The organism is Pseudomonas anatoliensis (assembly GCF_017976235.1).
Lineage (GTDB): Bacteria > Pseudomonadota > Gammaproteobacteria > Pseudomonadales > Pseudomonadaceae > Aquipseudomonas > Aquipseudomonas anatoliensis.
In genome coordinates this window covers 28659-52853 of record NZ_JACVHC010000010.1, presented here as the reverse complement: position 1 = coordinate 52853, position 24195 = coordinate 28659, and the positions used below count along the sequence as shown (strand labels likewise).

23 protein-coding genes and 1 tRNA gene are annotated in these 24195 nt (G+C 56.8%); 9 read left to right on the top strand and 15 right to left on the bottom strand.

Going from position 1 to position 24195, the window contains the following annotated elements; translation table 11 throughout:
- Position 1: 1 nt before the first annotated feature.
- The 7 genes from ICA16_RS26910 to ICA16_RS26880 all read right to left on the bottom strand — a co-directional run bounded on the left by ICA16_RS26910 (position 2) and on the right by ICA16_RS26880 (position 8948).
- Positions 2-949, bottom strand: a complete 948-nt coding sequence (locus ICA16_RS26910; protein WP_228734230.1) for a tetratricopeptide repeat protein — start codon at positions 947-949, stop codon at positions 2-4.
- On the bottom strand, positions 946-1893 hold the full coding sequence (locus tag ICA16_RS26905; RefSeq protein WP_414704756.1) for a tetratricopeptide repeat protein: 948 nt from the start codon (positions 1891-1893) through the stop codon (positions 946-948). The genes ICA16_RS26910 and ICA16_RS26905 overlap by 4 nt, the downstream gene beginning before the upstream one ends.
- Positions 1890-2804, bottom strand: coding sequence for a tetratricopeptide repeat protein (locus ICA16_RS26900; RefSeq protein WP_210702063.1), 915 nt, complete (start codon positions 2802-2804; stop codon positions 1890-1892). The genes ICA16_RS26905 and ICA16_RS26900 overlap by 4 nt, the downstream gene beginning before the upstream one ends.
- Complete coding sequence (locus ICA16_RS26895) at positions 2785-4974, bottom strand: phospholipase D-like domain-containing protein (protein ID WP_210702062.1); 2190 nt, start codon at positions 4972-4974, stop codon at positions 2785-2787. Before ICA16_RS26895 ends, ICA16_RS26900 begins: the two co-directional genes overlap by 20 nt.
- A gap of 17 nt (positions 4975-4991) precedes the next feature.
- Positions 4992-7352, bottom strand: coding sequence for a type VI secretion system Vgr family protein (locus tag ICA16_RS26890; RefSeq protein ID WP_210702061.1), 2361 nt, complete (start codon positions 7350-7352; stop codon positions 4992-4994).
- A 287-nt stretch (positions 7353-7639) separates the two neighbouring features.
- The gene (locus ICA16_RS26885; protein WP_210702060.1) at positions 7640-8107 is read right to left on the bottom strand and encodes a hypothetical protein; all 468 of its coding nucleotides are present in this window, start codon (positions 8105-8107) and stop codon (positions 7640-7642) included.
- 175 nt (positions 8108-8282) lie between these two features.
- Positions 8283-8948 carry a TIGR02466 family protein gene (locus tag ICA16_RS26880; protein WP_210702059.1) on the bottom strand — a complete coding sequence of 222 codons (666 nt, stop codon included), beginning with the start codon at positions 8946-8948 and terminating at the stop codon, positions 8283-8285.
- 187 nt (positions 8949-9135) lie between these two features.
- Here ICA16_RS26880 and ICA16_RS26875 point away from each other — a divergent pair, with 187 nt between their 5' ends.
- Complete coding sequence (locus tag ICA16_RS26875) at positions 9136-9345, top strand: hypothetical protein (RefSeq protein WP_150603233.1); 210 nt, start codon at positions 9136-9138, stop codon at positions 9343-9345.
- Positions 9346-9348: 3 nt separating this feature from the next.
- Here ICA16_RS26875 and ICA16_RS26870 read toward each other — a convergent pair whose 3' ends face one another.
- Entirely contained in the window at positions 9349-9762 is a 414-nt protein-coding gene (locus tag ICA16_RS26870; protein ID WP_150597678.1) for a cupin domain-containing protein, read from the bottom strand.
- Between the two features lie 272 nt (positions 9763-10034).
- Between ICA16_RS26870 and ICA16_RS26865 the strand changes: the two genes are divergently transcribed.
- Complete coding sequence (locus tag ICA16_RS26865; RefSeq protein ID WP_150591651.1) at positions 10035-10415, top strand: RidA family protein; 381 nt, start codon at positions 10035-10037, stop codon at positions 10413-10415.
- Positions 10416-11045: 630 nt separating this feature from the next.
- The gene (locus ICA16_RS26860; RefSeq protein WP_210702058.1) at positions 11046-13034 is read left to right on the top strand and encodes a peptidase U32 family protein; all 1989 of its coding nucleotides are present in this window, start codon (positions 11046-11048) and stop codon (positions 13032-13034) included.
- 111 nt (positions 13035-13145) lie between these two features.
- Here the strand turns inward: ICA16_RS26860 and ICA16_RS26855 are convergent.
- Positions 13146-13220 (bottom strand) — tRNA-Gln (locus ICA16_RS26855).
- A 318-nt stretch (positions 13221-13538) separates the two neighbouring features.
- Between ICA16_RS26855 and ICA16_RS26850 the strand changes: the two genes are divergently transcribed.
- Positions 13539-14567 carry an alpha/beta fold hydrolase gene (locus ICA16_RS26850; RefSeq protein ID WP_150603238.1) on the top strand — a complete coding sequence of 343 codons (1029 nt, stop codon included), beginning with the start codon at positions 13539-13541 and terminating at the stop codon, positions 14565-14567.
- A gap of 70 nt (positions 14568-14637) precedes the next feature.
- Here ICA16_RS26850 and ICA16_RS26845 read toward each other — a convergent pair whose 3' ends face one another.
- From ICA16_RS26845 to ICA16_RS26820, 6 genes are all read right to left on the bottom strand, one after another.
- Positions 14638-14997 (bottom strand): DUF6124 family protein, encoded by a 360-nt coding sequence (locus ICA16_RS26845; RefSeq protein ID WP_200617066.1) that lies wholly within the window; start codon positions 14995-14997, stop codon positions 14638-14640.
- A gap of 105 nt (positions 14998-15102) precedes the next feature.
- Positions 15103-15468, bottom strand: a complete 366-nt coding sequence (locus tag ICA16_RS26840) for a DUF6124 family protein (protein WP_210702057.1) — start codon at positions 15466-15468, stop codon at positions 15103-15105.
- Between the two features lie 450 nt (positions 15469-15918).
- The gene (locus tag ICA16_RS26835) at positions 15919-16713 is read right to left on the bottom strand and encodes a nitrilase-related carbon-nitrogen hydrolase (protein WP_210702056.1); all 795 of its coding nucleotides are present in this window, start codon (positions 16711-16713) and stop codon (positions 15919-15921) included.
- Between the two features lie 183 nt (positions 16714-16896).
- Positions 16897-17922 (bottom strand): GlxA family transcriptional regulator, encoded by a 1026-nt coding sequence (locus ICA16_RS26830; protein ID WP_150615814.1) that lies wholly within the window; start codon positions 17920-17922, stop codon positions 16897-16899.
- 86 nt (positions 17923-18008) lie between these two features.
- Positions 18009-19169 carry a radical SAM/SPASM domain-containing protein gene (locus ICA16_RS26825; protein ID WP_210702055.1) on the bottom strand — a complete coding sequence of 387 codons (1161 nt, stop codon included), beginning with the start codon at positions 19167-19169 and terminating at the stop codon, positions 18009-18011.
- A 123-nt stretch (positions 19170-19292) separates the two neighbouring features.
- On the bottom strand, positions 19293-20186 hold the full coding sequence (locus ICA16_RS26820; RefSeq protein WP_210702054.1) for a LysR family transcriptional regulator: 894 nt from the start codon (positions 20184-20186) through the stop codon (positions 19293-19295).
- Between the two features lie 114 nt (positions 20187-20300).
- On the opposite strand from ICA16_RS26820, the gene ICA16_RS26815 reads away from it, so the two are divergent.
- The 5 genes from ICA16_RS26815 (at position 20301) to phnE (ending at position 24175) form a co-directional block, all read left to right on the top strand.
- Positions 20301-20702, top strand: coding sequence for a RidA family protein (locus tag ICA16_RS26815; RefSeq protein ID WP_210702053.1), 402 nt, complete (start codon positions 20301-20303; stop codon positions 20700-20702).
- A gap of 233 nt (positions 20703-20935) precedes the next feature.
- Entirely contained in the window at positions 20936-21799 is an 864-nt protein-coding gene (locus tag ICA16_RS26810; RefSeq protein WP_210702052.1) for a putative selenate ABC transporter substrate-binding protein, read from the top strand.
- A complete protein-coding gene (locus tag ICA16_RS26805) occupies positions 21796-22593 on the top strand; it encodes a phosphonate ABC transporter ATP-binding protein (protein WP_210702051.1) in 798 nt (265 codons plus the stop codon). The genes ICA16_RS26810 and ICA16_RS26805 overlap by 4 nt, the downstream gene beginning before the upstream one ends.
- Entirely contained in the window at positions 22587-23411 is an 825-nt protein-coding gene (locus ICA16_RS26800; protein ID WP_210702050.1) for a PhnE/PtxC family ABC transporter permease, read from the top strand. The genes ICA16_RS26805 and ICA16_RS26800 overlap by 7 nt, the downstream gene beginning before the upstream one ends.
- Entirely contained in the window at positions 23408-24175 is a 768-nt protein-coding gene (phnE, locus tag ICA16_RS26795; protein WP_210702049.1) for a phosphonate ABC transporter, permease protein PhnE, read from the top strand. Before ICA16_RS26800 ends, phnE begins: the two co-directional genes overlap by 4 nt.
- The last annotated feature ends 20 nt before the right edge of the window (positions 24176-24195 follow it).

The following is a 24195-nucleotide window of genomic DNA, read 5'->3' as shown; positions in this document are numbered from 1 at the left end:
TTCATAGTTCCGGCCGGCGGTCTGGGTGCTCTGCGTCAAAGCCTTGCTTGGGGTGAGCGGGAAGTGGATGTTCTTTTATGAGATTAGGGAAACGTAGACTCCGGTCGGCCCGCAGCTGTTTCCATAGAGCCGAATAAAGCTCATGGAGCTTTTTGTCTGGTTGATAACCAAAGTTATACATAGGTTCAGGCTGCTCCTCGAATGCTCCTTTTAAATTGCTTAATGCTGTGGCGCTACCCAATGTCGCTGCTCGCTGATAATAGAATAACGCTCGAGGTTTGTTTTTTTTAGCGATCTCATAAAAGCTCGCGGTTTTCAATATTGCATCAGGGTTGTCTTGCGCCCCAGCGCAACGGTAATAGCGCTCAGCCATGTCATCGTCTTGCTTATCCCTAGGGAGAGCAAAAGCGAAGTATTGGCCGATTTGAACCTGAGCTAATGGACTGCCTAATTGCGCTGCCTGAAACATATAAGAACTGGCCATCCGGTCCGACTTCAAAACTCCTCGTCCATTTTCGGCAACCACGGCCCAGTTGTAATAACCCAGCGGGACTTTGAGCTTCACCATGCGCTCATAGAGGTCGAGCATCTTGCTGGTGTCTTGTTCAACACCCGGTTGCCCTGGCCAGCCCGTGCGGTAGAGTCCCGCCAGGTTATGCATCGCCTTCCAATGATCTTTGGCGATGGCTTTTTCGTAGAGCCCGACGATGGTTATCCAGTCTTTGACGCCTCGTACTTTCTCCAACGCGCGGGCCTGTTGAAACCAGCGCTCGGCTTCCGCATCCAGTTGTGGGTTGTGGTCTTTTTCGTAGGCACAGGTAAACGTTGGATAGGCCATGGCTGGAGTGACATTGAATACACCGCACATGCATACAGCACAAAAAGCCATTGCTTTAATCAATCGCCCAGGTATGCGCCCACGCATTTCTTGTTGAAGGAGATCACTCATATTTCGGGTCGGCGATCCGGATGCTCTGCGTCGAAGCCTTGCTTAGGGTGGGCCGGAAGCGGATGGTCTTTCATCAGATTAGGGAAACGCAACGCAGGGTTAGCATCCAATTGCTTCCATAGACCGGCATACAGCTCATGAAGCTTAGGATCTGGTTGATATCCAAAGTTATAAATTGGTCGAGGATTAGGTTCAAAGGCCCCTTTTAGATTACTTAACCCTGTAGAACTACCCAGTGATGCTGCACGTTGATAATAGAACAGTGCGAGAGGTTTATTTTTTTTAGAGATTTTATAGAATGCGGCTGCTTCTATGATTGCTTCCGGCGAGTCTTGAGCGCCAGCACATCGAAAGTATGGCTCAGCCATTCGGTCATCCTGCTTGTCTCGAGGCAATTCGAATGAAAGGTAATTCCCGATTCGAACTTGTGCTAAAGGACTGCCTAGCTGCGCTGCCTGGAACATATAGGAACTTGCCATGCGATCTGACTTCAACACTCCTCGTCCATTTTCGGCAACCACGGCCCAGTTGTAATAACCCAGCGGGACTTTGAACTTCACCATGCGCTCGTAGAGGTCGAGCATCTTGCTGGTATCTTGTTCAACACCCGGTTGCCCTGGCCAACCCGTGCGGTAAAGTCCCGCCAGGTTATGCATCGCCTTCCAATGATCTTTGGCGATCGCTTTTTCGTAGAGCCCCACGATGGTTATCCAGTCTTTGACACCTCGTACCTTCTCCAACGCGCGGGCCTGTTGAAACCAGCGCTCCGCTTCCGCATCCAGCGGCGGGTTGTGGTCTTTTTCGTAGGCACAGGTAAACGTTGGATAGGCTATGGCTGGAGTGCCATTGAATACGCCGCACATGCAGACAGCACAAAAAGCCATTGCTTTAATCAATCGCCCAGGTATGCGCCCACGCATTTCTTGTTGAAGGAGATGACTCATATTTCAGGTCGACGGTCCGGATGTTCTGCGTCAAAGCCTTGCTTCGGGTGGGCTGGAAGCGGGTGGTCTTTCATCAGATTAGGGAAGCGCAATTCAGGATTAGCATCCAATTGCTTCCATAGGCCAGCATACAGTTCATGAAGCTTAGGATCTGGTTGATATCCAAAGTTATAAATTGGTCGAGGAGTAGGTTCAAAGGCGCCTTTTAGATTATTTAACCCTGAAGAGCTACCCAGCGATGCGGCGCGTTGATAATAGAATAATGCGAGAGGCATATTTTCTTTAGAGATTTTATAGAATGCAGCTGTTTCTATAATAGCCTCTGGTGAGTCTTGAGCTCCAGCACATTGAAAATATGGTTCAGCCATTCGTTCATCTTGTTTATCCCTGGGCAATTGGAACGCAAGGTAATTTCCAATACGCACTTGAGCCAATGGACTGCCCAATTGCGCCGCTTGGAACATGTAGGAACTGGCCATGCGATCTGACTTCAATACTCCTAGACCGTTTTCGGCAACCACGGACCAATTGTAATAACCCAGCGGGACTTTGAGTTTCACCATGCGCTCGTAGAGGTCGAGCATCTTGCTGGTGTCGACTTCTATTCCGGGATTTTTTTCAGTTCCCGGTTCACCGACACGATAGAGCTGTGCAAGATTATGCATCGCCTTCCAATGATCTTTAGCGATGGCTTTTTCATAAAGCGCCACAACCTCAGGCCAATGCCCCAACTCTTTCTCCAAATGTCGGGCTCGTTGAAACCAGCGCTCGGCGTCTGCATCCAGCGGAGGGTTGTTGTCTTTTTCGTAGGCACAGGTAAAAGCTGGATAGGCCATGGCCGGAGCTCCGCTCAGCAGAAGTGAAAGAATGAGGGCACAAAAAAATGTGGCTTTAGTCAATGGCTTTAGCATATGGCGTCTCCACATCCCAAAAACGAGTTAAATGCTCGATCAAAGGCTTGTTTTGGCCCTTTCTTTTCCAGTTTTCATCCATCACTTCGTTCCAATTTTTGAAGTTAGCAGCCGCATTACAGCGCCCCTTTTCGTCGCTAATCGACTCACCACCATGCAACTTCCACAACTCCTCCCGCCAACGCTTGGCCAACTCAGCATCCGGCGCAGCCAGACCTAACTCCGAATCGGTATGCAGGCTACGAGTGTTGATATTTGCAGAACTGAGCAGACTGAAGACATCGTCCACCACCAGCAATTTTGAGTGCACGTAGATGTCCCTGAAAAAAGCCTGCTCGCCCTCGGCTAGCGTGCTTCCGGGCTCTGGGGTGCAAGCAGTCAGTGTCGCGATGACGATCTTGAGGCCTGGTATGTCTTTCAGAGCGTAGGGCTTTTGATCTTCTTCCTCTCCGTTTTTCGGTTTGCCAAGTTCAGGAATATCTGTTGGTTTGAGACCTCCCAGGCGCTGCTCTAACTCAGGGGTAACCCCTTTTTTTTCCAGGTCGGTAATATCGTTTTCCAGCCACCCTATTTTTTTTAACTGATTCCTCTGCACGCCGGGATTAGGACTGAGATTCTCGTTCAGATAAGCTAGGCGACTGCGTTTTTGCAACATTTCCTCCACCAGAGTGCGCTGAGCCTGGGGCATCAGCTGCTCCTGCCCCAGTTCCTGCAAGGTGGCATAAGTGGTGCTGGAAAATCCCTTGTCGTTAGGGTTGTTTGTGACCACGAACAGATAGAGAGGATTTTTGCGTTTTTTGCTTCGGTATGCAGCCGCCAATTCACGCAACTGTTTGGCAAACGGCGGGTAGCGGAAATACTGGTTTTCAAAATAGGCGTAGTTGCGCACGTTGCCCAGAGCCTTGTGGTACAGCTCCAAAATGGAGGTCTCGGCACCTTCCTGTGGTTGTGTGCGGCAAATCTGCGCCATGGTCGAACCGGCGGCTTTGAAGTTGTCCGGCTTGATGGCTTGGCGTTGATCGCGCAGGCCATCGGCAAACCATTTTTTGACCCAGAAGGTTTCCCGATCCCAGGCAGTGCTGAAGTTGTGGTTCAGGTCGTGCAAAGCAGGACCTTGCACTTTCATCGACAAGTCCTGCCAGGGACCGAAGCCTGGACTACGCCGCGCGGCTTTGTCGTCGTACAGGTGCGCGCTGGTATCCCAATAATTGCGATGCATGTTGTGCCCCATGACGAAGCCAACCGCGTTCGCAGTGTCTTCGTAGTCCACTAACACCATTTTCTGGTGGTGGCTGCCAAACAGAGTTAACAGCAACATATGCGCAAAATTGGTATCGGGGGCTTCCCCTTTCATCAATCGAAAAAGGGTCGCCACACGTCCTTTTTCATCGCTCATCTGCGGTCCGCGTATGGCGGCATTAAGGGGTATCTCTGTAGAAAAGTCACGGGTGCGAAACTCGACGTTCTGCATCCGGCCATCGTGGACGCGGCTGAACCATTCCCGGGTGTATTCCTGATCCTGCGGGGAATATTTGGGCGCACCGGATCCTCTTAGTTTGTTGTAGCCACCTTGTCCGCTCAGTTCGGTTTCAATGTCGAGCAGAATGGCCAGCAGCTCCGTTTCGCGTTGGTCGTAGCGAAAACCACTGGTCCCATAGGCGGGGATTTCACCGGCACGAAGTTTGGTCAGTTCATGTTGATGAATCGTGCGGCGATATTCCAGTTTCTGGCGATCTTCGAGCGTGCGGCTGGAACCTGCACTGCCCTTGGTGATGCCAGAGCCCATGGCCGTCCCGCCTGAGCCAGTCAGGCCATCGCCAATGATGGTGTTTTCAACAAAATTGGCCACTGGGTTTTTCCAGATCAGCACACGCGTCTTGACCCCGTGGCGACCTCGAACATCCAGCAGCTCGCCGATGCGATCGCTGCCCGGCTTGAAACGCATCGCCGGGTCGAATCCCCAACTGATGATTTCGACACTCTTCGTCGCGGCCTCAATGGCATCGTATACAGCGCCGAATGCCTTATCACCATTGATCAATGGGGTGACCTTAATGCCGGCACGTGGTGGGTAGAGCGCTTTCCTCGCAAACCAGTCCATGGTCAGGGAAGTGGACTTGTGTTCTGTAGGCGTCAGTTGGATAACTTCTTTGCTGTAATCAGTCGTCATTCGATTGCTTCCTGCATTCAATGGCTCTTCGGCTTGCTGGCCGGGTTCAACGTAACGGCGCGGTAGTCATCCGTCGAGCCCATCGGTTCGAGCTGATCGGCCTGCGCGTGATAGTCGCGATAGCCTTGACGTGCCAGTTGTTGGTTCTGTGAAGCGGATTGGCTGCTTTCTTCTTTGGGTTCAATCTCGAAACGATGGCCATTAACCAACTCCACCGCGTAAGCCTGAGTGCCCGGAACGTGATCGAACTTGATCTTACCGTCTTCGCCCGTAAGGCCTTCCTGAATCACCGCGCCATCGGCGAATAGCGTATAGGGCTCATCTTCGTAACCGGGATGACCGGGCACTGCACTGATGGTTGCGCTGAGTTTGTGAATGACGTCCGGCGCCGGTTGCGACTCGCCCCGCTCGGGGACTTCGCCGGCCTTGTCAGAGGCCGCTGGCAGTGGCACTAGCGGCAGGAGCGCGGCATTTCCGGTCCCGACACCCGCCGCTCCTCCTGCGTTCAGCTTGATGACCGGACCCACTACGGTAATGCCACCGGCATCCAGCTTGATGAAGCTACCCCCGGCCTTCACGGTGAGCTCCGTGCCTGCTTCGATAACCATTTTCTGCCCGGCCTTGAGATGAATTTCTTTGCCTGCCGTCATCAACTGCGCGGTGCCCAATTTGATGTGCTGGTTTTGGCCTATCACCAAATGGTCATTGGCTTTGACCTCAACCTTGCGGTCGCTGATGGTGGTGCGATGCTCTTCTGCCTTGAGCTCGGTGTAGCTGTTCTTCTCCACCGTGTCGTGACGTTCATTGCCGACCCGAATCTTCTGATCGTGCTCAACGTTCTCATCCCAATCGCGCTGGGCGTGAATGTAGATCTGCTCCGCACCTTTCTTGTCTTCAATACGCAGTTCGTTGTACCCACCACCACCCGGTGAGCTAAGCGTTTTGAACACACTGCGAGTCTTGTTCGCCGGCAGTGCATACGGCACCGGGTTTTCCTTGTGGTACAGGCAACCGGTGACGAGGGGTTGGTCAGGGTCGCCTTCGAGGAAGGTGACGAGGACTTCCATGCCGATCCGCGGGATGCTGATGGCGCCGTAGCGGTCACCGGCCCAGGAGCTGGAAACGCGCATCCAGCAGCTGGTTTTGTCGTCGGCCTGGCCTTCGCGGTCCCAGTGGAACTGGACCTTGATGCGGCCGTATTGGTCGCAGTGGATTTCTTCGCCTTTGGGGCCGGTGACGTGGGCGGTCTGGCTGCCGAGGACGCGGGGTTTCGGGTGTTCGAGGGCCGGGCGGTAGAACACGTCCCACGGGGTGGCGAGGAAGGTGTTGCGGTAGCCCTGGTGAAAGTCGTCCTTGTTATCGGTGGTGTCGCTGGTCACGCCTTCTTCGAGGACTTGCGGCTGTTTGCCTTCGTGGACGATTTCGGTGAGCAGCCACAGGTCGTTCCACTCGCTGCGCGGGTGGTCGGACATTTCCATGAAGTGGCCGCTGACCAGTTTGGTCTGGTCGCCGCGACCTTCGGCCTGACGGTAGTCGGCGCGGTGGCGTTCGAGGGCGCGTTGGCTGAGGAACTTACCGCGCGCACGCTCGATGAAGCGGCCGGGGTAGTCGTAGTCTTCGAGATCCGGTTCGGTGCTCTCGCCTTCAGGCTTATAAGCAGCTTCCATTTGCAGGCGCGGTTTTTCGAAGTCGTAATCGCGTCGCGTGACGCGGCTGGTGCGGGTTTCCAGGCGCAGTTTGAAGCCTTTGATCACCGGTTCGTCGGCGACCATCCCGCTGCCTTGCACGTAGGCGGTGGGCTGGCCGAGTTTCTGGAACACGGTCTGGTCGTCGCCGAACACCAGCAGGTGACCTTTGTCGCTGTGCTGGAAGTGGTAGTGAATGGCTTCCTCTTCGCACAAGCGCTGGACAAAGTGCAGATCGGTTTCGTCGTATTGCACGCAATAGTCGCGATCCGGGCACGGCTGGCTCAGCTGGAAGCTGTAGGCGTTGCCTTTGATGCCGTGCTCTTCAAGGATCAGCGCGATGATTTTCGGCGCTGACATCTGCTGGTAGATGCGTTGGTTGGTGCGGTGATGCAGGTATTGCAGTTGCGGCACCATCGAGACTTTGTAGCGGGTCAGGCGCTTGCCGGCATCGCCCTGGGCGACGCGGTAGATCTGGCCGTGGATGCCACTGCCGTTAATGTCCAACGCCAGGAACGCCTGTTTGTGGAGCAGGGTTTCCAAGTCCAGGTCGGGGTTTTCGCTGACCAGTTCCACATCGAATGCGTAGGGTTGGCTAATACCTTCGGTGCCGGTAAACGAAAGCACCTGAAGATCGTGCTCAAGATTATCGATGGTCAGGCTGAAATGAGCTTGGTTGGCAGGACTGAACATCTTTTGTTGCTCCTTGACGTGCTGTAGATCTTCCTTAAAACCCAAGCTCGTCTGTGAGACATGGGGGCTCTGGGCGAGCAGCTCTGTGAGGCGCGCAATCATAACGTGCTTGAACTGCGCAAGAAGTTGCGCAGTTGCCCGGAGAGCCCCAGTACGTAGGAGATTCAAAGAATTGAAACAATATGTTTCTTGGTTTCGCTCACTTCCAGGCACTCATCCATCGAACGTCCGTTTCTGACCCTGAGTGTGTAAAAACGCGCTGCGCTAGAAGCGGACGCGTCCTTACGTCAACTCCAAATGCCAAACGAAAGTGCGCCGCAATAGATGAGCGTATTGCAAACGATCATCTGCGCTAATAAAAAACCAAGGCCAGCTCCCAGAAACGCAACACTCGCAACAATCCACGGCAACGTTGCTTTGACGCAGTACTTCAAGAACCAAATCGACAGGCATGTGCCTACCAGCATGCCAAGGACGGAAAACAGGTGCCCAAGTCCGACAAGACCCGCCTCTCTACCCATGCTGGACATGAGTGAGATGTAGATCAAAAGAGTCGTGATTGCTGCGGCTGTTGTTCCCGTCAAAAACAACGCTGGCGCGCGCGCAATCAGTCCCGGAATCAGCGCGACCAAAGGCACGCCGCTGAGATACCAGATGCCCGAATAAAGCGGGTCGGTCCCCATACTTGCGAAAAGGAACAATGGAACGATCAAAAGAATTGCTGCGACGAGATCACTTCTAAAGTCCATTGGCATGTCTTGGCCTCCCTGTCAGATGCGAACTTGCTGTAACAGGTTAGGCGACGAACTGGATGTTGTCGCGAGCGTGAACACGTGCCCATGATTTGCATGGCTTGATAACCAACATTAGAAAAAACAATGATCAAAGCGCACGCGATGTGTTCACCGATGAAAGCAGAACGAAGTTTCTTCACGCACCGAAGTTGAATGCGATAGAAATTCGCGGCCTCGTTCCTTCATACCGTTTCACCGAGTGCATCAACCACGACGGGAACATGAGGAAAGTGCCACTTTGGGCAACACACGTAGTGCTAAAACCCGCACTGATGCAACCTTCAACTCTCATGCGCAGAGCAGGATTGTAGGTCGATGCGACCATCCCGCGTGGGTCGATGAACTCCAGATCACCGCCCACTGCTGGATCGCCTTCCCGGCCGCCGGCGTCAACCCAATAAACCCCAGACCAGAACGCACCCGGATGGCCATGCAGCGCATTACTGTGGCCGGCCTCGTTTACATTCGCCCAGGCATTTAATTTCCATTTGAACGCGGGCTCGGTCAGGCCGTATTGATCGCTGTGAACAGCCGTAAGTTGAACGGCAAATTCCGTGGCGAATTTGACCAAAGCGTCGCAGGCCTCACCTCCCCACGCGGGGAAGTCATTCGAAGACTGCCAGCCGCCGTCATTGCTACGCTGTGCACCGCTGCGATCTTCGGCCATGCGTCGGGTGATCAGGGTTTTCAGCTCTGTGTTGAGCCTTTCGGCGTCGGGGTACTGGATACTTGCCAGAGGCGTGGCGAACAGCCGTCGAATCTTTATCAGTTCAGGATTTATTAGATTGTTGCTCGACCGCATTACCACTTTCTCTGCATTACGTTAGTTACGCCAAACTATATCGATCGCATTAAAAAGCTGGTGTAAACCTTTGTTAAAAGCATGATGGAAAAAGTTAAAAGCACATTGGCCAATGTGCCTTTGAACTTCACGGCACGCGGGCATCGTGCTAAAACGGCAGCCACCCGTTTTGCAGGAAAACCACCGAATGCCCAAGAAACAACCGGTCAGTAAAGAGGCCGCCACCGCCGCGGAAATCGAGCGATCGATTCAGGCGTTGAACAAAATGGCCGAACGTTTGTGGGGTGATGGTCGAGAAGCGGAAGCCAAAGCACTTCTCGACGCACTTGATGCGTTGAACCGCGCGCTCGACCGGATCCGGATTGGCGAGAGTCGACGGGTTGTGACACTGCACTAAACCCTACGGCTTGAGAATCAACAGCGGGTCACCCTTCTTCACAATATAAGTCGCCAACTCCGAGCCCTTGTCAGTACCGATGTTCTTGGCGATATGCGCCACACCTTCCGGAATGAACAGCGAATCACCCGCCTTCAGCGTCACTGGCGCCCTGCCCTCAAGTTGATATTCAAATGTGCCGCTGATCACGTACGCGACCTCCACGCCCGGATGCGCATGGCGTGGCGAGGTCACACCGGGTTCAAAATCGACTCGTGCCTGAATGACTTCGCGGTCGGCAGCGCCGAGGTCCTGGCGTACCAGATCGGTACGACTCAGGCCTTGCTGCCAGCTCTTGGGCTGCGTCTCGGCGGCGTGTGCGATGCCAATCATCGAAGCAAGTATGGCGGCGGTAGTCAGGAACAATGGACGGCGCATGATGTTGCCCTCTTAAACTCAGTGGTGTGTGGTGACGCCACTTTGAAAAGGGCTTGTAGTGCTGATGTGTCGTGAATCCTTGGTTTGTTATTGGCGTGTGTACCGAGCCGGGATTGATACACGGTTATACAAACGTTTCGTTTGTCTGTGCGGGAGCGACCGCCCCTGAGGTGCGAAGCGTGACTGGCCTCCATTCGATTGACCAAACGGGTCATGTCGGCAACGAATCTGTAAACTGCCGCGATCTTTACTCGCTCAGACAAGGGATCCACATGGCCAACCAAGACATCACCTTCACGCCCGATCCGGACGCCGACTCCATTTCCTCCGACGTCGCGACCTTCGGCGGGATCATGGTTTCCACGCAGATTCCGACCCGCGCCGATGGCAGCCTCGAACTGGGCGGCATCACCGAGCAAAGCGAATGCACGCTGCAAGCGCTGAAAGTTGCACTGGAACGTGCGGGCAGTTCGATGGACCGGGTCATGCATCTGACCATCTACCTCACCGACATGGCTGATCGTGCCGCGTTCAACGAGGTTTACCAGCGCTTCTTCGCCAAACCGTGGCCGGTGCGCGCGGCGGTTGGCGTTGCCTCGCTGGCCGTCGAAGGCATGCGCGTGGAAGTCACCGCGATGGCCGCCAAGGCCTGAGCCCCGATCTGAAGTAAACCCAAAAACCTGTGGGAGCCAGCCTGCTGGCGATGGCGTACTGATCGTCGACATCTTTGTTGGTTGATCTACCGCTATCGCGGGCAAGCCCGCTCCCACAGGGTTTGTCGGTGGTCGCAAGGTTTGTGTCTGGCATAAATCACTGTGGGAGCCAGCCTGCTGGCGATGGCGTACTGATAGTCGACATCTCTGTTGGCTGATCTACCGCTATCGCCAGCAGGCTGGCTCCTACAGGGTTTGATGGTGTTCGTGAGGTTTGTGTCTGGCACAAATCACTGTGGGAGCGGGCTTGCCTGCGATGGCGTACTGACAGTCGACATCTTTGTTGGCTGATTTACCGCTATCGCGGGCAAGCCCGCTCCCACAGGGTTTGTCGGTGGTCGCAAGGTTTGTGTCTGGCATAAATCACTGTGGGAGCAGGCTTGCCTGCGATGGCGTACTGACATTCGACATCTTTGTTGGCTGATTTACCGCTATCGCCAGCAGGTAGGCTGGCTGCCTCCCACAGGGTTTGGCACGTGGCGTTTGCCATCGGGCAGCACGGGCGTGCCCGGCGCGCGTTTCGGGGCTACAATGCGCGCCTCAACCGTGACAGCCTGACTAAAAAAAACTATGTCCTTGCCCAAGCATCATCTGGAATTGCTCAGCCCTGCCCGCGACGTGGCCATTGCCCGCGAGGCGATTCTGCACGGCGCCGACGCCGTGTACATTGGTGGCCCAAGCTTCGGCGCCCGCCACAACGCTTGCAACGAAGTAAGCGAGATCGCCGGGCTGGTGGAATTTGCCCGTAAATATCACGCGCGAATTTTCACCACCATCAACACGATCCTGCACGACAACGAACTGGAGCCGGCGCGCAAGCTGATCCACCAGTTGTACGACGCCGGTGTCGATGCATTGATCGTCCAGGATCTGGGCGTGATGGAGCTGGACATACCGCCGATCGAGCTGCACGCCTCGACCCAGACCGACATTCGTACGCTGGAACGGGCGAAGTTCCTCGATCAGGCCGGCTTCTCGCAATTGGTGCTGGCCCGCGAACTCAATCTGCAGGAAATCCGCGCGATCGCCGATGAAACCGACGCCGCCGTCGAGTTTTTCATTCACGGCGCGTTGTGCGTGGCGTTCTCCGGCCAGTGCAACATTTCCCACGCGCAGACCGGGCGCAGCGCCAACCGTGGCGATTGCTCCCAGGCCTGCCGCTTGCCGTACACCCTCAAAGACGAAAAGGGTGGCGTGATCGCCTACGAAAAACACCTGCTGTCGATGAAGGACAACAACCAGAGCGCCAACATTCGCGCCTTGGTCGAAGCCGGTGTGCGCTCGTTCAAGATTGAAGGTCGCTACAAAGACATGGGCTACGTGAAGAACATCACCGCCTATTACCGTCAGCGCCTCGACGACGTGCTCGAAGATCGCCCGGACCTGGCCCGCGCTTCCAGCGGCCGCACCGCGCATTTCTTCCTGCCAGACCCGGAAAAAACCTTCCACCGCGGCAGCACCGATTACTTCGTGACTGATCGCAAGATCGACATCGGCGCCTTCGATTCGCCGACCTTCACCGGTTTGCCGGTGGGCACGGTCGAGAAAGTCGGCAAGCGTGACATGCAGGTCGTGACCCACGAACCGCTGTCCAACGGTGACGGTTTGAACGTACTGGTCAAGCGTGAAGTGGTCGGTTTCCGCGCCAACATCGCCGAGCCAAAAGGCGAGTTCGAAGAAGACGGCGAGAAGCGTTACCGCTACCGCGTCGAGCCGAACGAAATGCCCGAAGGCCTGTACAAACTGCGCCCGAACCACCCGCTGAATCGCAACCTCGACCACAACTGGCAGCAGGCGCTGCAAAAAACCTCATCCGAGCGTCGCGTGGCCCTGAGCTGGGCTGCGCGTCTGCGTGAAGAGCAGCTGGAAGTTACCGCCACCAGTGAAGAAGGCATCAGCGCCAGCGTCACCCTGAACGGTCCGTTTGGCGTTGCCAACAAACCGGAGCAGGCACTGGAGCAGTTGCGCGATTTGCTTGGCCAACTCGGCACCACGCAGTACCACGCCACCGACATCAAACTCGATGCGCCACAGGCTTTTTTCATCCCTAACTCGCAGCTCAAAACCCTGCGCCGTGAAGTGATCGAAGCGCTGACCGCCGCCCGCGTCGCCGCTCATCCGCGCGGCGGCCGCAAAGCCGAAACCACGCCGCCACCGGTGTACCCGGATTCGCACCTGACGTTCCTCGCCAACGTCTACAACCAGAAGGCGCGCGACTTCTACCATCGTCACGGCGTGAAGCTGATCGACGCCGCGTACGAAGCGCATGAAGAAGCAGGCGAAGTGCCGGTGATGATCACCAAGCACTGTCTGCGTTTCTCCTTCAACCTGTGCCCGAAACAGGCCAAAGGCGTGACCGGCGTGCGTACCAAAGTCGCGCCGATGCAGTTGATCCACGGCGATGAAGTGCTGACGCTGAAGTTCGATTGCAAGCCGTGCGAGATGCACATCATCGGCAAGATGAAAGGCCACATCCTCAACCTGCCGCAGCTGGGCAGCGTGGTTGGCCACATCAGCCCCGAAGACCTGATGAAAACCATCCCGCGCGCACCGCACTGAGTGGTCGTGCGCGGTGCTTCGGCGCCGCGCACGCCTGCCCTGCCCAATCGAGGCCAAATCGCAGGCATAAAAAAACGCCAACTTCTTTCGAAGTTGGCGTTTTTTGATATATGGCAGGGGCGGCTGGATTTGAACCAACGCATGGCAGGATCAAAACCTGCTGCCTTACCGCTTGGCGACGCCCCTACAGCACTTGTCAGCGGCTCCGTGAGGATCACTGCAAGAACGGGGCGCAATTTATCAACATTCGTTACGTTTGGGAAGCCCGAAATGAAATATTTTTTGTTTTAAAACAGCGACTTATTTTTTTGGCTGGATTGCGCCCAATGATCGGCCCGTTTGGCGGCGTGTATCACACTGTGTACGACCCCCGCCGCGATACAGCGGATTTCAACTTCGCCCCTCTTCGACACAGGCCAGATACGTCTCGGCGCTCAAATGCACTCACGGTTTGAAGGATTCACTCGCAATCGTCAACCAACAGTTCGCACAGGAGACGTCACCATGAAAATGGCACTGCACACCCGCAAAACCGCATTCGGACTTTCGATTCTGGCGCTGTCGTTGTTCGGCGCTTTCGGCACGGCTCAAGCCCAAACCGCAGAACCTGCGGCGGCGAGCTATTCCTCGCCCTCGCCGTTCGGTCCGCTGAAACATGTGAAGGCGGGTGTGCTGGACGTTGCTTACGCCGAAACCGGTCCGGCCAACGGCCCGGTGGTGATTCTGTTGCACGGCTGGCCCTACGACATTCACAGCTACGATGAAGTCGCACCGTTGCTCGCGGCCAAGGGTTATCGCGTGTTGATGCCGTATGCGCGGGGTTATGGCGATACGCAGTTCCTCTCCAAAGACACCCTGCGCAACGGCCAACCGGCGGCGCTGGCCAGTGACGTCATCGACTTCATGGATGCGCTGAAGATCAAGCAAGCGGTGCTCGGCGGTTATGACTGGGGCGCACGCTCGGCGGGCATCGTCTCGGCGCTGTGGCCGGAGCGGGTCAAGGCGCTGGTGTCAGTCAGCGGCTACCTGATCGGCAATCAGGCTGCCGGGCAGAACCCGCTGCCGCCCAAGGCTGAATTGCAGTGGTGGTATCAGTTCTACTTCGCCACCGACCGCGGCCGCGCCGGCTATGCGAAGAACACCCACGACTTCGCCAAGCTGATCTGGCAAACCGCGTCGCCGCAGTGGAAATTCGATGACGCTACGTTTGATCGCTCCGCCAAAGCGCTGGAGAACCCCGATCACGTCGACATCACCGTGTTCAATTACCGCTGGCGTCTGGGCCTGGTGCAGGGCGAGGCGAAATACGCGGCACTGGAGCAGAAACTGGCCACCGCCCCATCAATCAGCGTGCCGACCATCACCCTGGAAGGCGACGCCAACGGCGCACCGCACCCGGCGCCGGAGGATTACGCCAAGCGCTTTACCGGCAAATACCAGTTCCGTTTGATCAATGGCGGGATTGGCCACAACTTGCCGCAGGAAGATCCGCAGGCGTTTGCCAAGGCTGTGATTGATGCGGATCACTTGTAAAGCGTCACCCTGCCCCAGCAAAAAAGCAGTCAGCCGCAAAGGCTGACTGCTTAATGGCTAACGTGCGTGATTACTCCGTTGGCACAACGATATCCAACGCCTTGTTGACCGCCAACTCTCCCAACATGACCACTTGGGCGATACCCAACAAGGTATGGCGGTTCGACCCTTCCAGCAGCCCTGCAAAATTACCGAGCATGACCGTGGCAGACGCTAAAGAGCCGCTGGCATTGGTCAGCAAAGACTCGGCGTCGGACTGCGGGTTGACCATGAACATAGTGCTGGGCGTATAGGGTGTTGCCATGATCCCGGCTGCTGGCAGGAGGTAATGGTCAAGCGCACGCTCTGCCGCTTCGTGGAGTTTTCTTGAGTTGGGTGATGCGTACGGCGACGCCGGATCTGTGACGGGTGGTTCGGGTGTCTTGGACATCAGCTGAAATTCCATAAGAGCCAGAAAGCCAGAAGCGTCACGATCGCGACCGTAGACGCTTGTCTGCAATGAGGGAGCAAGCCCCCTCACTCATCTGCATCGCAACTAGTGCGGCAAGCGCTGGTTATCCAGGACTCGACCGACCACCAATTCGCTGAGCATGATCACTTGCTGCAGCACCAGCATCTTTTTGCGGTGTGGCCCCTCCATCAATTCGGCGAACTCACGCGCCATGTCACTGGCGGAAGACAAGGTTTCAGTCGCCTCGACCAGCAGCGTTTCGTCATCCACGGTGGGGTCGATGAGATAGATTCGGCCGGTCTTGCGTGTGGGGATTGAAGTCTTCAATGCCGAGGGATTGAGATAGAAGTTGATCGCGCGTTCTGTTGCCTCTTTGATGTTTTGAGGTTCGAGGGCGGCGTCGTAGGGGATTGGATCGGTTTCTGGTGGGTTTGGCGTAATTTTGAACATAGATGACACCTGTTTTAAAAGATAAAAGGAGCCATCACTCTCGCTACCAAACGAAGGGTGGCGGCCATTTGTGGGTTGGTAGACCGGTCAAAACAGTAAACCCGGCGCTCCCGAGGGAGCCCCACGCATGGCCACCATATAATCTCAGCCTTAAAAAACGAGGCTGCGCATGGCGACGCAATAACTGTAAATGAAGCGGGCTACCAAACCCGATCACTGTTTTGCAGTGACAGGGAAACGATACAGCCCGCCTCAAGGCGCGTAAGCCGGCGGATTCTGGCGTACGCGTAGGCAACGGCGCAAGGTGTTGTAGCCGTTATGGCGTAACAGTGCGTGTAAGTTAAACGTGTGTGCGAAATAGTGTTTAAACAGCCTGCATGCCCTGGTCCTGGTCCTGGTCCTGAGGTGCCTTGGCAAAGAGTCGGGCCAAATAGCGTTACTTGCGTCGGTTCATTTTAAGTGTGGGCCTGATAAAGCATAGCGGCTTGCCTCTGCCATCAAGTCATCGCACATAGGATTCGCCTTGAGAACGTGTGCAGCCGGGTCGATTATCGACAAACCCAGCGACGTCTCTTCTGTGGCGCAAGTCCAGACTTCTCCCATAGGCCCGACAATTTGGCTTTCACCTCGGAATGTCGCCTCTGCGCCCGCATACATTTCCACACCCGTACGATTGGCACAGATCAGCGGAGTGGCGTTTTCCATTGCGCGAATGCGCGCAAGCTGGGTTGTCCAAGGCCCACCATAATTGGCTGGACAACACAGTAACTGCGCACCTTGGCGCACCAACAGGCGAGCGGCTTCTGGCATCCAAAGGTCGAAACAGGTAAGAACGCCGAAACGGCAGATTCCGTCATCGAAACACGCTAATGAATCGCCTGGGGTGAAGATCAGCTTTTCTATACGAGACAGGTGGCACTTGCGCTGTTTTCCCAGCCAGCGCCCGCGCGATACGACAATCGCCGTATTGTAGATTTGATCGCCGTCACGCTCGGCGATGCCCGCAATCAGCGTTGCATTCTTGTCTGCCGACAGCTGCAGTAAAAACTGCGCCGTTGGCCCATCGAGCGCCGATTCAGCATGAAGAAACAATGCCTCACGCGATTCGTGAAAATAACCAATGGTGCAAAGCTCGGGCATTACCAAGAGATCAAATTGTTCCGAGTTAACAGCATCGCGAATTTTATTGAAGTTTGCTGCTGAGTCGCCAAATGAAACCGGGTACTGCAAAAAAGCGGTCAGCATGAATTCTTCCAACCATTATGGGGAGGGATCTGGGCCCGGGATTATCTTGCCTTGGGCGGCATCAAGTTTGGACTATTTCCTTACCGGATGTCAGGCAAGCCACCCGCGCCGCATCAGCTCAGTCACCGTAAACAACATCGGCCTGGAAATACCGAAGTGAACTCGGGCTGGTAACGGCTTGGGTTATTTGACGAGGCGTTTTTCTTTTGACGGGCGATAGCCGAAGTATGAGCTATAGCACTTGCTGAAATGACTCGGCGAAACAAACCCACACGCCACCAGCACTTCCACCTGCGACAACTCAGTGTGTTGCAACAACCGCCGCGCTTCAGTAATGCGCAGTTCCAAGTAATAGCGCTGTGGAGTGGTGCCCAGCTGTTCCTTGAACAAGCGCTCCAACTGGCGCCGGGAGCGGCCGGCATAGACTGCAAGTTGCTCCAGTTCCAACGGTTCTTCGAGGTTGGCATCCATCAGCTTTACCACTTCACGCAGCGGTGCGCTGACGCAGATGTTTTCATCCGGTTTGATCCGTCGATAGCGCGATTCCTCAAACGCGAGGATATCCTCGACGCCCTCGACCAAGGCCTTGCCATGCAGGCACTTGATCCAGTCCAGGGCCATGTGAAACGCTCCGGAGGGGCTCGATGCCGTGAGTCGGTCGCGGTCGATGACGTAGGGTTCGCTGCTGACGTGGGTGGACTTGGCGATTTCGGTCAGCGCCGGGCGATGTTCCGGGTGGATCGCGCAACGATAGCCATCGAGCAGTCCGGCGCGGCCGAGAAACCACGCGCCATTCCACAAACCGGCGAGGCTGACACCGCGCTCTGCTGCCGCTTTCAACAGGCTGATGAACTCGTCACTGGCGCGCAGTTCGGTTCGATAGCCGCCGCACACCACCAGCAAGTCCAGGTCCTGAAGTGCCGCCAGATCAATCCGCGCATCTGGCCGAATCACCAACCCCAGGTCGCTGACGACCTCAGCTTCACTCAAGCCAAAGGTGCGCGTAGAAAACAGCTCTGCGCGCAACAGATTGCTGGTAATGATCGTGTCCAGCGCCTGGGTGAAGGCCGGTAGCGAAAAGTGTTCAAGCAGTAGAAAACCCGCGCGCGTCACGCGGGTCTGGTCAGGGGATTGCTCATTCAGATAGCGGAGGTTTTTGCCCTTCATGCCCCCGCTGAATTGCCGTCGTTCGATCAAGGTCTGGTCCATCGGTCATGTTGTTATGCGCCGATAGTTGGCCTGAACCGCGCCGGAGTCAATCACGCCTGCGGCTGACGGGGGCATCCTGACGGCGTTTACACCGCAGAAAAAAGACCGGCGCCCACTCGCCCTTCCAGGCGACCGAAGAGCACGTAGTGTTGATAGCCGCTGGTGAAAGCGCCGGTGCGAACCGCCTGCCGGACGTCGTCGTTCAGTTGAAGGTATTGGGCTTCATCGAAGTTTTGCGCACTGACTTCACCGGCCCGACCGAGTTGCTCACTATCAATCGGCAGCCCCGCAATGCTGCGTTGCTGGAAATCGATAATGCGATTGATTGCATGACTTTCAAGCGCGCCCTGGCCGGGGTACATCGCGTAGATGTGCATGCCCTTCTTCACGCACCGATTGCACATGTCGACACAGTTTTTCTGCGTGTTTTTACGCTTCATCAATTCGTCGACATTGATGTCCAGATACTTTCCGACCTGATATTCACTTTGATTGAAGATGGTGCAGCAAAGCACTGTATTGCCGTTGCAGTCGATCACCAGCCAGTTATCTTTGAGTGTGCACGCTTGCTTGTGGAAGTGTTGTACGACATTGACCAGATCATCGTAAGGCGGCAATGCCAGCCTTTTCAGGGTCTCGTGGTCAGTGTCGGTCACGGAAGGATCGCGTTCGACAATGGCCAGCGCCTTCTCCAGCGGCATCATCACGGAATAACCCGTGCTGAAGGTGAAGCCCAGACGCTCACTGAACTCGCGCATCAGTGCTTCTTCTGCCAGGTTGTCCAGATACCGATGGTAATAAACCTCGACATGGGTGTTCAGACCATGGCGCTGCACAAGCTCACTCAGGGTGATCATGTTCTGTTTTACAACTTCGATATCCCCGCCTACATGCCCCTTCGCGTAGGTCTCCTGGTAAAAACCTGACAGCGAAATACGGAAGAAACCTGGCTCGGCCAACAAGGCTTTTTCCATGTTTTTGGCCAGATTCAGGTTAGTGCTGACGCCACTGTTCATGCCGGCGGCATTGATGATCTCGATGAACTCGCCGATCTTCGGATGCACCAAAGGCTCAGTCCAGTTGTAGAGAAAAATCGCCCGAACGCCTTCGCGTTTGGCTTTCTCGACGATCTGCCGAAACATGTCGAGTTGCATGGCTTTTTTGAAGTTGAGGTTTTCCGAGTTGCCCATCGGGCAAGAAGGACAGCTCAGGTTGCAGGCGCCGACGATATCGATGTACATGTTCATGATGAGTAAAGCTCCTTGAGCTCAACGCTACTCTGGTCAACGCCGCAGGCTTTCGGGTTGCCGGATGTGTTAGTTATTTGACGACATAGCGCACCTCCAAGCAAAAAGCGCACCACACGCCTGCTAAGCCATTAACTTCACAACCCAATCGATAAATACTCGCAACTTCAAGCTGATATGGCGGTTCGGCGGATACGCTATGTAGAGAGGCATCGATTCAAGTTGCCAGCCCTCGAACAGCGGCACTAGCTCACCGCGTGCCACCGGGACGTCGGACATGTACCTCGGCAGCCACAGCACGCCCATGCCAGCCAGACCCGCCGCAAGGTAAGCATTGCCGTCGTCGACCGCCAACACATGGCGACCTTTGACATGCAGGCTTTGCTTATCGTTATGCAGTGCATACGGCATCGGCTTGCCGGTACGCGCCCAGAGGAACGCAACCACGCGATGATGGGAGTCTTCCAGTTCCTGCGGATGCATCGGCGTGCCGGCGCGAGCGAGGTAGTCGGGTGAAGCAAACACGCCCAGTTGCAGATCCGCAACCTTGCGCGCCATCAGTGACTGATCCAGCAGCTCGCCGCCGCGCACCACGCAGTCGACGTTCTCATCGATGATGTCGACGATGCGATCGCTGACGCCCATGTCGATCTGGATATCCGGATACCGCGCGTGAAACTCAGGCAATGCCGGGATCAGAATCAAGCGAGCGAACGGGCTCGGCACGTCCACGCGCAAGCGGCCACTGGGCGACACCGAGGCACCGGGCAGGCTGGTTTCGGCATCCTCCATGTCGGCCAGCAACTTGATCACGCGCTGGTAATACGCCGCACCGTCAGCCGTGACATTGACCTTGCGCGTGGTGCGGTTGAGCAGTTTCACGCGCAATCGTGCCTCCAACTGCTGGACCAGTTGTGTCACGGTGGTCTTGCTCATGTGCAGGGTTTCGGCGGCTTTGGTGAAGCTCCCCGCCTCGACCACCCGCGCAAATGCCTGCATTGCATCAAAACGGTCCATTACCCGGCTTCCGATTGTTTGGGTTTTACAAACAGTTAACGCCAAGCTTGCGCGTTTATCGCGCGCCTGCAAATCCTTAAAGTCGGGCCATCACCTCACTGATGGAGACACCCTATGACTCAGCGCGACGTTGTTTTCCCACCCGAACGCCGAACCCTTTACGAGCGCCATCGCTACTCGCCGGCGATCCGCTCCAACGGTTTTCTGTTTGTCTCGGGCCAGGTCGGCAGTACTGAGGACGGTACGCCGGAGCCGGATCTGCAGAACCAGGTGCGTCAGGCTTTCAATAACCTGAATACGATTCTCGACGAGGCCGGTTGCACGTTCGAGGATGTGGTCGACGTCACCCTTTTTATGGTTGATCCGCAATCGAAGTTCGAGACGATCTGGAATGTCGTTTTGACGGAGTTCTGGGGCGATGCGCCGCATCCGACCGTTACCGCCGTCGGCGTGACCTGGCTGTATGGTTTCGACTTCGAGATCAAGGTGATCGCCAGACTCCCCGCCAACCATTGATCACCCCTGTAGGAGCTGCCGCAGGCTGCGATCTTTTGACTTTTAAAAACAAGATCAAAAGATCGCAGCCTGCGGCAGCTCCTACAGGTGAAACCTAACGCAAATATCGTGTGCTGGCCTTTAAACCCATGAATGCGTATAACCTCGCCGTTTCGTCTAACCTGACTTTGCGCCCAGCCTCGACTGCACAACGGCGGCGCTTCGACTTTGACGCTCACGAAACGGAGAATTCCATGCTCAAACGAACCCTGGCACTGACGGCCGGCCTGGCCCTGTCCCTTTCCGCGCTGGCAGCGCAAGCCGCTGATGTGTTGCGGGTCAGCGCCATTCCCGATGAAGCCCCGACCGAACTGCTGCGCAAGTTCGAGCCGCTGGGTGCGTATCTGGAACAGCAACTGGGCATGAAGGTGCAGTTCGTTCCGGTAGCCGATTACCCGGCAGTGGTTGAAGCACTGGCCACCGACCGTCTCGACATGGCCTGGCTGGGTGGGTTCACGTTTGTGCAGGCACGCCTGAAGACCGACGCTACCACCCCGGTGATTCCGCTGGTGCAGCGCGAGCAGGATGCGCAGTTCACCAGCAAATTCATCACCGCCGACCCGAACGTCAAAAGCCTGGCCGATCTGAAGGGCAAGACCTTCGCTTTCGGTTCCGTGTCGTCGACTTCCGGCAGCCTGATGCCGCGTTACTTCATGCTGAAAAATGACAACATCAAGCCTGAGGCGTATTTCAGTCGCGTCGCCTACTCCGGCGCCCACGACGCCACCGTTGCCTGGGTGCAGGCCGGCAAGGTCGACGCCGGTGTGTTGAACGCCAGCGTCTGGCAGAAACTGGTGGACGCCGGCAAGGTCGACACCAACAAGGTCAAAGTCTTCGCCACCACCCCGCCGTACTTCGATTACAACTGGACCGTGCGCGGCACCCTCGACCCGGCGCTGGCAGCGAAGATCAAAAAAGCTTTCCTTGATCTGGACCCGGCCAACCCTGAGCAGAAGAAGATTCTCGATTTGCAGGCAGCCAGCCGTTTCATCGACACCAAGCCTGAGAACTACAAGGGCATCGAGGAAGCCGCCCGCGCTGCCGATCTGCTGAAATGACGCTACGCCTCACCCACGTCAGCCTGCGCCACGTCAATGGAGTCGATGCCCTGCGCGGCGTCGACTTGCAGATTGGCGTCGGCGAACAAGTCGCGATCATCGGTCCGTCCGGGGCCGGTAAATCGAGTTTGCTCAACCTGCTGGCCACCGCACTGCGGCCCAGCAGCGGCGAGGTCGAAGTGCTCGGCGAACGCGCCTGGCACTTGTCTGCCCGCCAGCGTCAACGCCTGCGCGCGCGTATTGGCCTGGTGCATCAGGCGCCGCCCCTACCGCTGCGCCAGCGCGTGGTCACGGCGGTGCTGGCCGGCAAACTCGGGCAATGGAGTTTGGGCAGAAGTTTGCTGAACCTGCTGCATCCACTCGACGTGCCCGGTGCTCGCGCGGCATTGGCGCGGCTGGATCTGGGCGATAAATTGTTCGCCCACTGCCAGCAATTGTCTGGCGGTCAGCTGCAGCGTGTCGGCATCGCCCGGGTTTTGTATCAGGCGCCGGAGATTCTGTTGGCCGATGAACCGGTTTCGGCGATGGATCCGGTCATGGCCGGGCACACGCTGACGGTCCTGTCGCGCCATGCCCGCGAACATAACGTCACGCTGGTGGCGAGCCTGCATGCGGTGGACCTCGCGCTGTCGCACTTCCCGCGCATCATCGGCTTGCGTGACGGGCAGATTCTGTTCGACAGCCCTGCCGATCAAGTCAGCCACGACATGCTCGACGCGCTGTACGCCAATGAACATCTGCAATCGCCGACCGTTGCGGCTGTGGTTATGCCTGTGCAGATTCCGCGATGCTGAAGACCGATTCACGCGATCCTGCAGCATGGCCTCGTCTGCTGCTGACGGTCTTGGCGATTGCGGTGCTGTGGCCGGGAATACAACTCAGTGAGTTGAATTTGAGCGTGCTGCTGCCCGATAGCCAGAATGAAATGGGCCGGTTTGTCGCACAGTTCTGGCCGCCCGCTCACGATGAAGCCTTTTTACAGTTGTTGTTCAAAGCCACGTTGCAAACCCTGGCGATCGCCACGGCCGGCATGGCGTTGGCGCTGCTGCTGGCAGTGCCCGCCGGTTTGCTCGCCAGCCGTGCCTTGTCGCTGTCTGCGGCTTCACGGGGTGGCGTGCCCAGTCGTCTAGGCCGCTTGCTGCGCTGGCCGATTCGCGGCTTGTTGATCTTCCTGCGCAGCGTGCCGGAAATCGTCTGGGCGCTGTTGTTCGTGCGCGCCGTGGGCCTCGGCCCGGCGGCAGGCGTGCTGGCGATTGCGATCACTTACAGCGGCATGCTCGGCAAGGTCTACGCAGAGATTTTCGAATCCACCGACCAGCGTCCGGCGCACGCGCTGTTGCAGTCGGGCAGCGGTCGACTGGCGAGTTTTGCCTATGGAATCCTGCCGAATGTCGCCGGGGAATTGCTCTCGTACACGGTCTATCGCTGGGAATGTGCGATCCGCGCTTCGGTGGTGATGGGCTTTGTCGGCGCCGGTGGCCTGGGCCAGCAAATCGACCTGTCGATCCGCATGTTCGCGGGCGGTGAAGTCGCAAGCATTCTGCTGACCTTCCTGCTGCTGGTGCTGGTGGCCGATCAACTCAGCCGCTTGCTGCGCTGGAGGCTGACATGAACCGTCTGATCAATCTGTTGCTGATCGCCGGCATCGGCGCGGCCGTCATCGCCTCGTTCATTTACTTGGGGCTCGACCTCGGCGAACTGGGCACTGCCACCAGCCTGAAACAGATGGGCGCGTACGTGCAGCGCTTTCTCAGCCCGGATCTGAGCGCCGATTACTTGAAAGCGATCCTCCATGGCTCGCTGGAAACCCTGGCCATGTCGGCGCTCGGCACCCTGCTCGCCGCGCTGCTGGGCATCGTCCTCGCCCTGCCCGCTGCCGGGCGTTTCGGCTGGCCGCTGCGCAGTGCTTCGCGCCTGCTGCTCAACGGTCTGCGGGCGATTCCGGAACTGGTCTGGGCCGCGTTGATGGTGCTCGCCGCCGGGCTGGGCCCGAACGCCGGGACGCTGGCCCTCGCCCTGCACACCACCGGCGTGCTTGGCCGCTTGTTCGCCGAGGCGCTGGAAAACACCCCGCCGCAACCGGCCGAAGCGATCCGTTTGCAGGGCGGCAACCCTGTCCTCGCCTTCTGCTACGGCACCCTGCCCAACCTCGCCCCACAACTGCTCGCCTACGTCCTGTACCGCTGGGAAAACAACATTCGCATGGCCAGCGTGCTGGGTTTCGTCGGCGCGGGTGGCTTGGGACAGATGTTGTATGTAAGCCTCAGCCTGTTTCAGGAAGCGCAGGCGAGTACGGTGATTCTGGCGATGCTGGTGCTGGTGTTTGCGGTGGACTGGCTGAGTGCGTGGAGCCGTCAGCGCTGGGTCAAGGCGTAGGTGCCAATGCTGGCGAGTGG

Bases quoted from the DNA above. Each gene is read 5' to 3' on its own strand.
- ICA16_RS26890 (WP_210702061.1), bottom strand. From the start codon at position 7,352: ATGTTCAGTCCTGCCAACCAAGCTCATTTCAGCCTGACCATCGATAAT.
- ICA16_RS26895 (WP_210702062.1), bottom strand. From the start codon at position 4,974: ATGACGACTGATTACAGCAAAGAAGTTATCCAACTGACGCCTACAGAA.
- ICA16_RS26905 (WP_414704756.1), bottom strand. From the start codon at position 1,893: ATGAGTCATCTCCTTCAACAAGAAATGCGTGGGCGCATACCTGGGCGA.
- ICA16_RS26820 (WP_210702054.1), bottom strand. From the start codon at position 20,186: ATGGACCGTTTTGATGCAATGCAGGCATTTGCGCGGGTGGTCGAGGCG.
- ICA16_RS26835 (WP_210702056.1), bottom strand. From the start codon at position 16,713: ATGCTGACCGCTTTTTTGCAGTACCCGGTTTCATTTGGCGACTCAGCA.
- ICA16_RS26825 (WP_210702055.1), bottom strand. From the start codon at position 19,169: ATGAACATGTACATCGATATCGTCGGCGCCTGCAACCTGAGCTGTCCT.
- ICA16_RS26910 (WP_228734230.1), bottom strand. From the start codon at position 949: ATGAGTGATCTCCTTCAACAAGAAATGCGTGGGCGCATACCTGGGCGA.
- ICA16_RS26830 (WP_150615814.1), bottom strand. From the start codon at position 17,922: ATGGACCAGACCTTGATCGAACGACGGCAATTCAGCGGGGGCATGAAG.
- phnE (WP_210702049.1), top strand. From the start codon at position 23,408: ATGAACCGTCTGATCAATCTGTTGCTGATCGCCGGCATCGGCGCGGCC.
- ICA16_RS26845 (WP_200617066.1), bottom strand. From the start codon at position 14,997: ATGTCCAAGACACCCGAACCACCCGTCACAGATCCGGCGTCGCCGTAC.
- ICA16_RS26900 (WP_210702063.1), bottom strand. From the start codon at position 2,804: ATGCTAAAGCCATTGACTAAAGCCACATTTTTTTGTGCCCTCATTCTT.
- ICA16_RS26870 (WP_150597678.1), bottom strand. From the start codon at position 9,762: ATGCGCCGTCCATTGTTCCTGACTACCGCCGCCATACTTGCTTCGATG.
- ICA16_RS26885 (WP_210702060.1), bottom strand. From the start codon at position 8,107: ATGCCAATGGACTTTAGAAGTGATCTCGTCGCAGCAATTCTTTTGATC.
- ICA16_RS26805 (WP_210702051.1), top strand. From the start codon at position 21,796: ATGACGCTACGCCTCACCCACGTCAGCCTGCGCCACGTCAATGGAGTC.
- ICA16_RS26815 (WP_210702053.1), top strand. From the start codon at position 20,301: ATGACTCAGCGCGACGTTGTTTTCCCACCCGAACGCCGAACCCTTTAC.
- ICA16_RS26880 (WP_210702059.1), bottom strand. From the start codon at position 8,948: ATGCGGTCGAGCAACAATCTAATAAATCCTGAACTGATAAAGATTCGA.
- ICA16_RS26865 (WP_150591651.1), top strand. From the start codon at position 10,035: ATGGCCAACCAAGACATCACCTTCACGCCCGATCCGGACGCCGACTCC.
- ICA16_RS26860 (WP_210702058.1), top strand. From the start codon at position 11,046: ATGTCCTTGCCCAAGCATCATCTGGAATTGCTCAGCCCTGCCCGCGAC.
- ICA16_RS26810 (WP_210702052.1), top strand. From the start codon at position 20,936: ATGCTCAAACGAACCCTGGCACTGACGGCCGGCCTGGCCCTGTCCCTT.
- ICA16_RS26875 (WP_150603233.1), top strand. From the start codon at position 9,136: ATGCCCAAGAAACAACCGGTCAGTAAAGAGGCCGCCACCGCCGCGGAA.
- ICA16_RS26850 (WP_150603238.1), top strand. From the start codon at position 13,539: ATGAAAATGGCACTGCACACCCGCAAAACCGCATTCGGACTTTCGATT.
- ICA16_RS26840 (WP_210702057.1), bottom strand. From the start codon at position 15,468: ATGTTCAAAATTACGCCAAACCCACCAGAAACCGATCCAATCCCCTAC.
- ICA16_RS26800 (WP_210702050.1), top strand. From the start codon at position 22,587: ATGCTGAAGACCGATTCACGCGATCCTGCAGCATGGCCTCGTCTGCTG.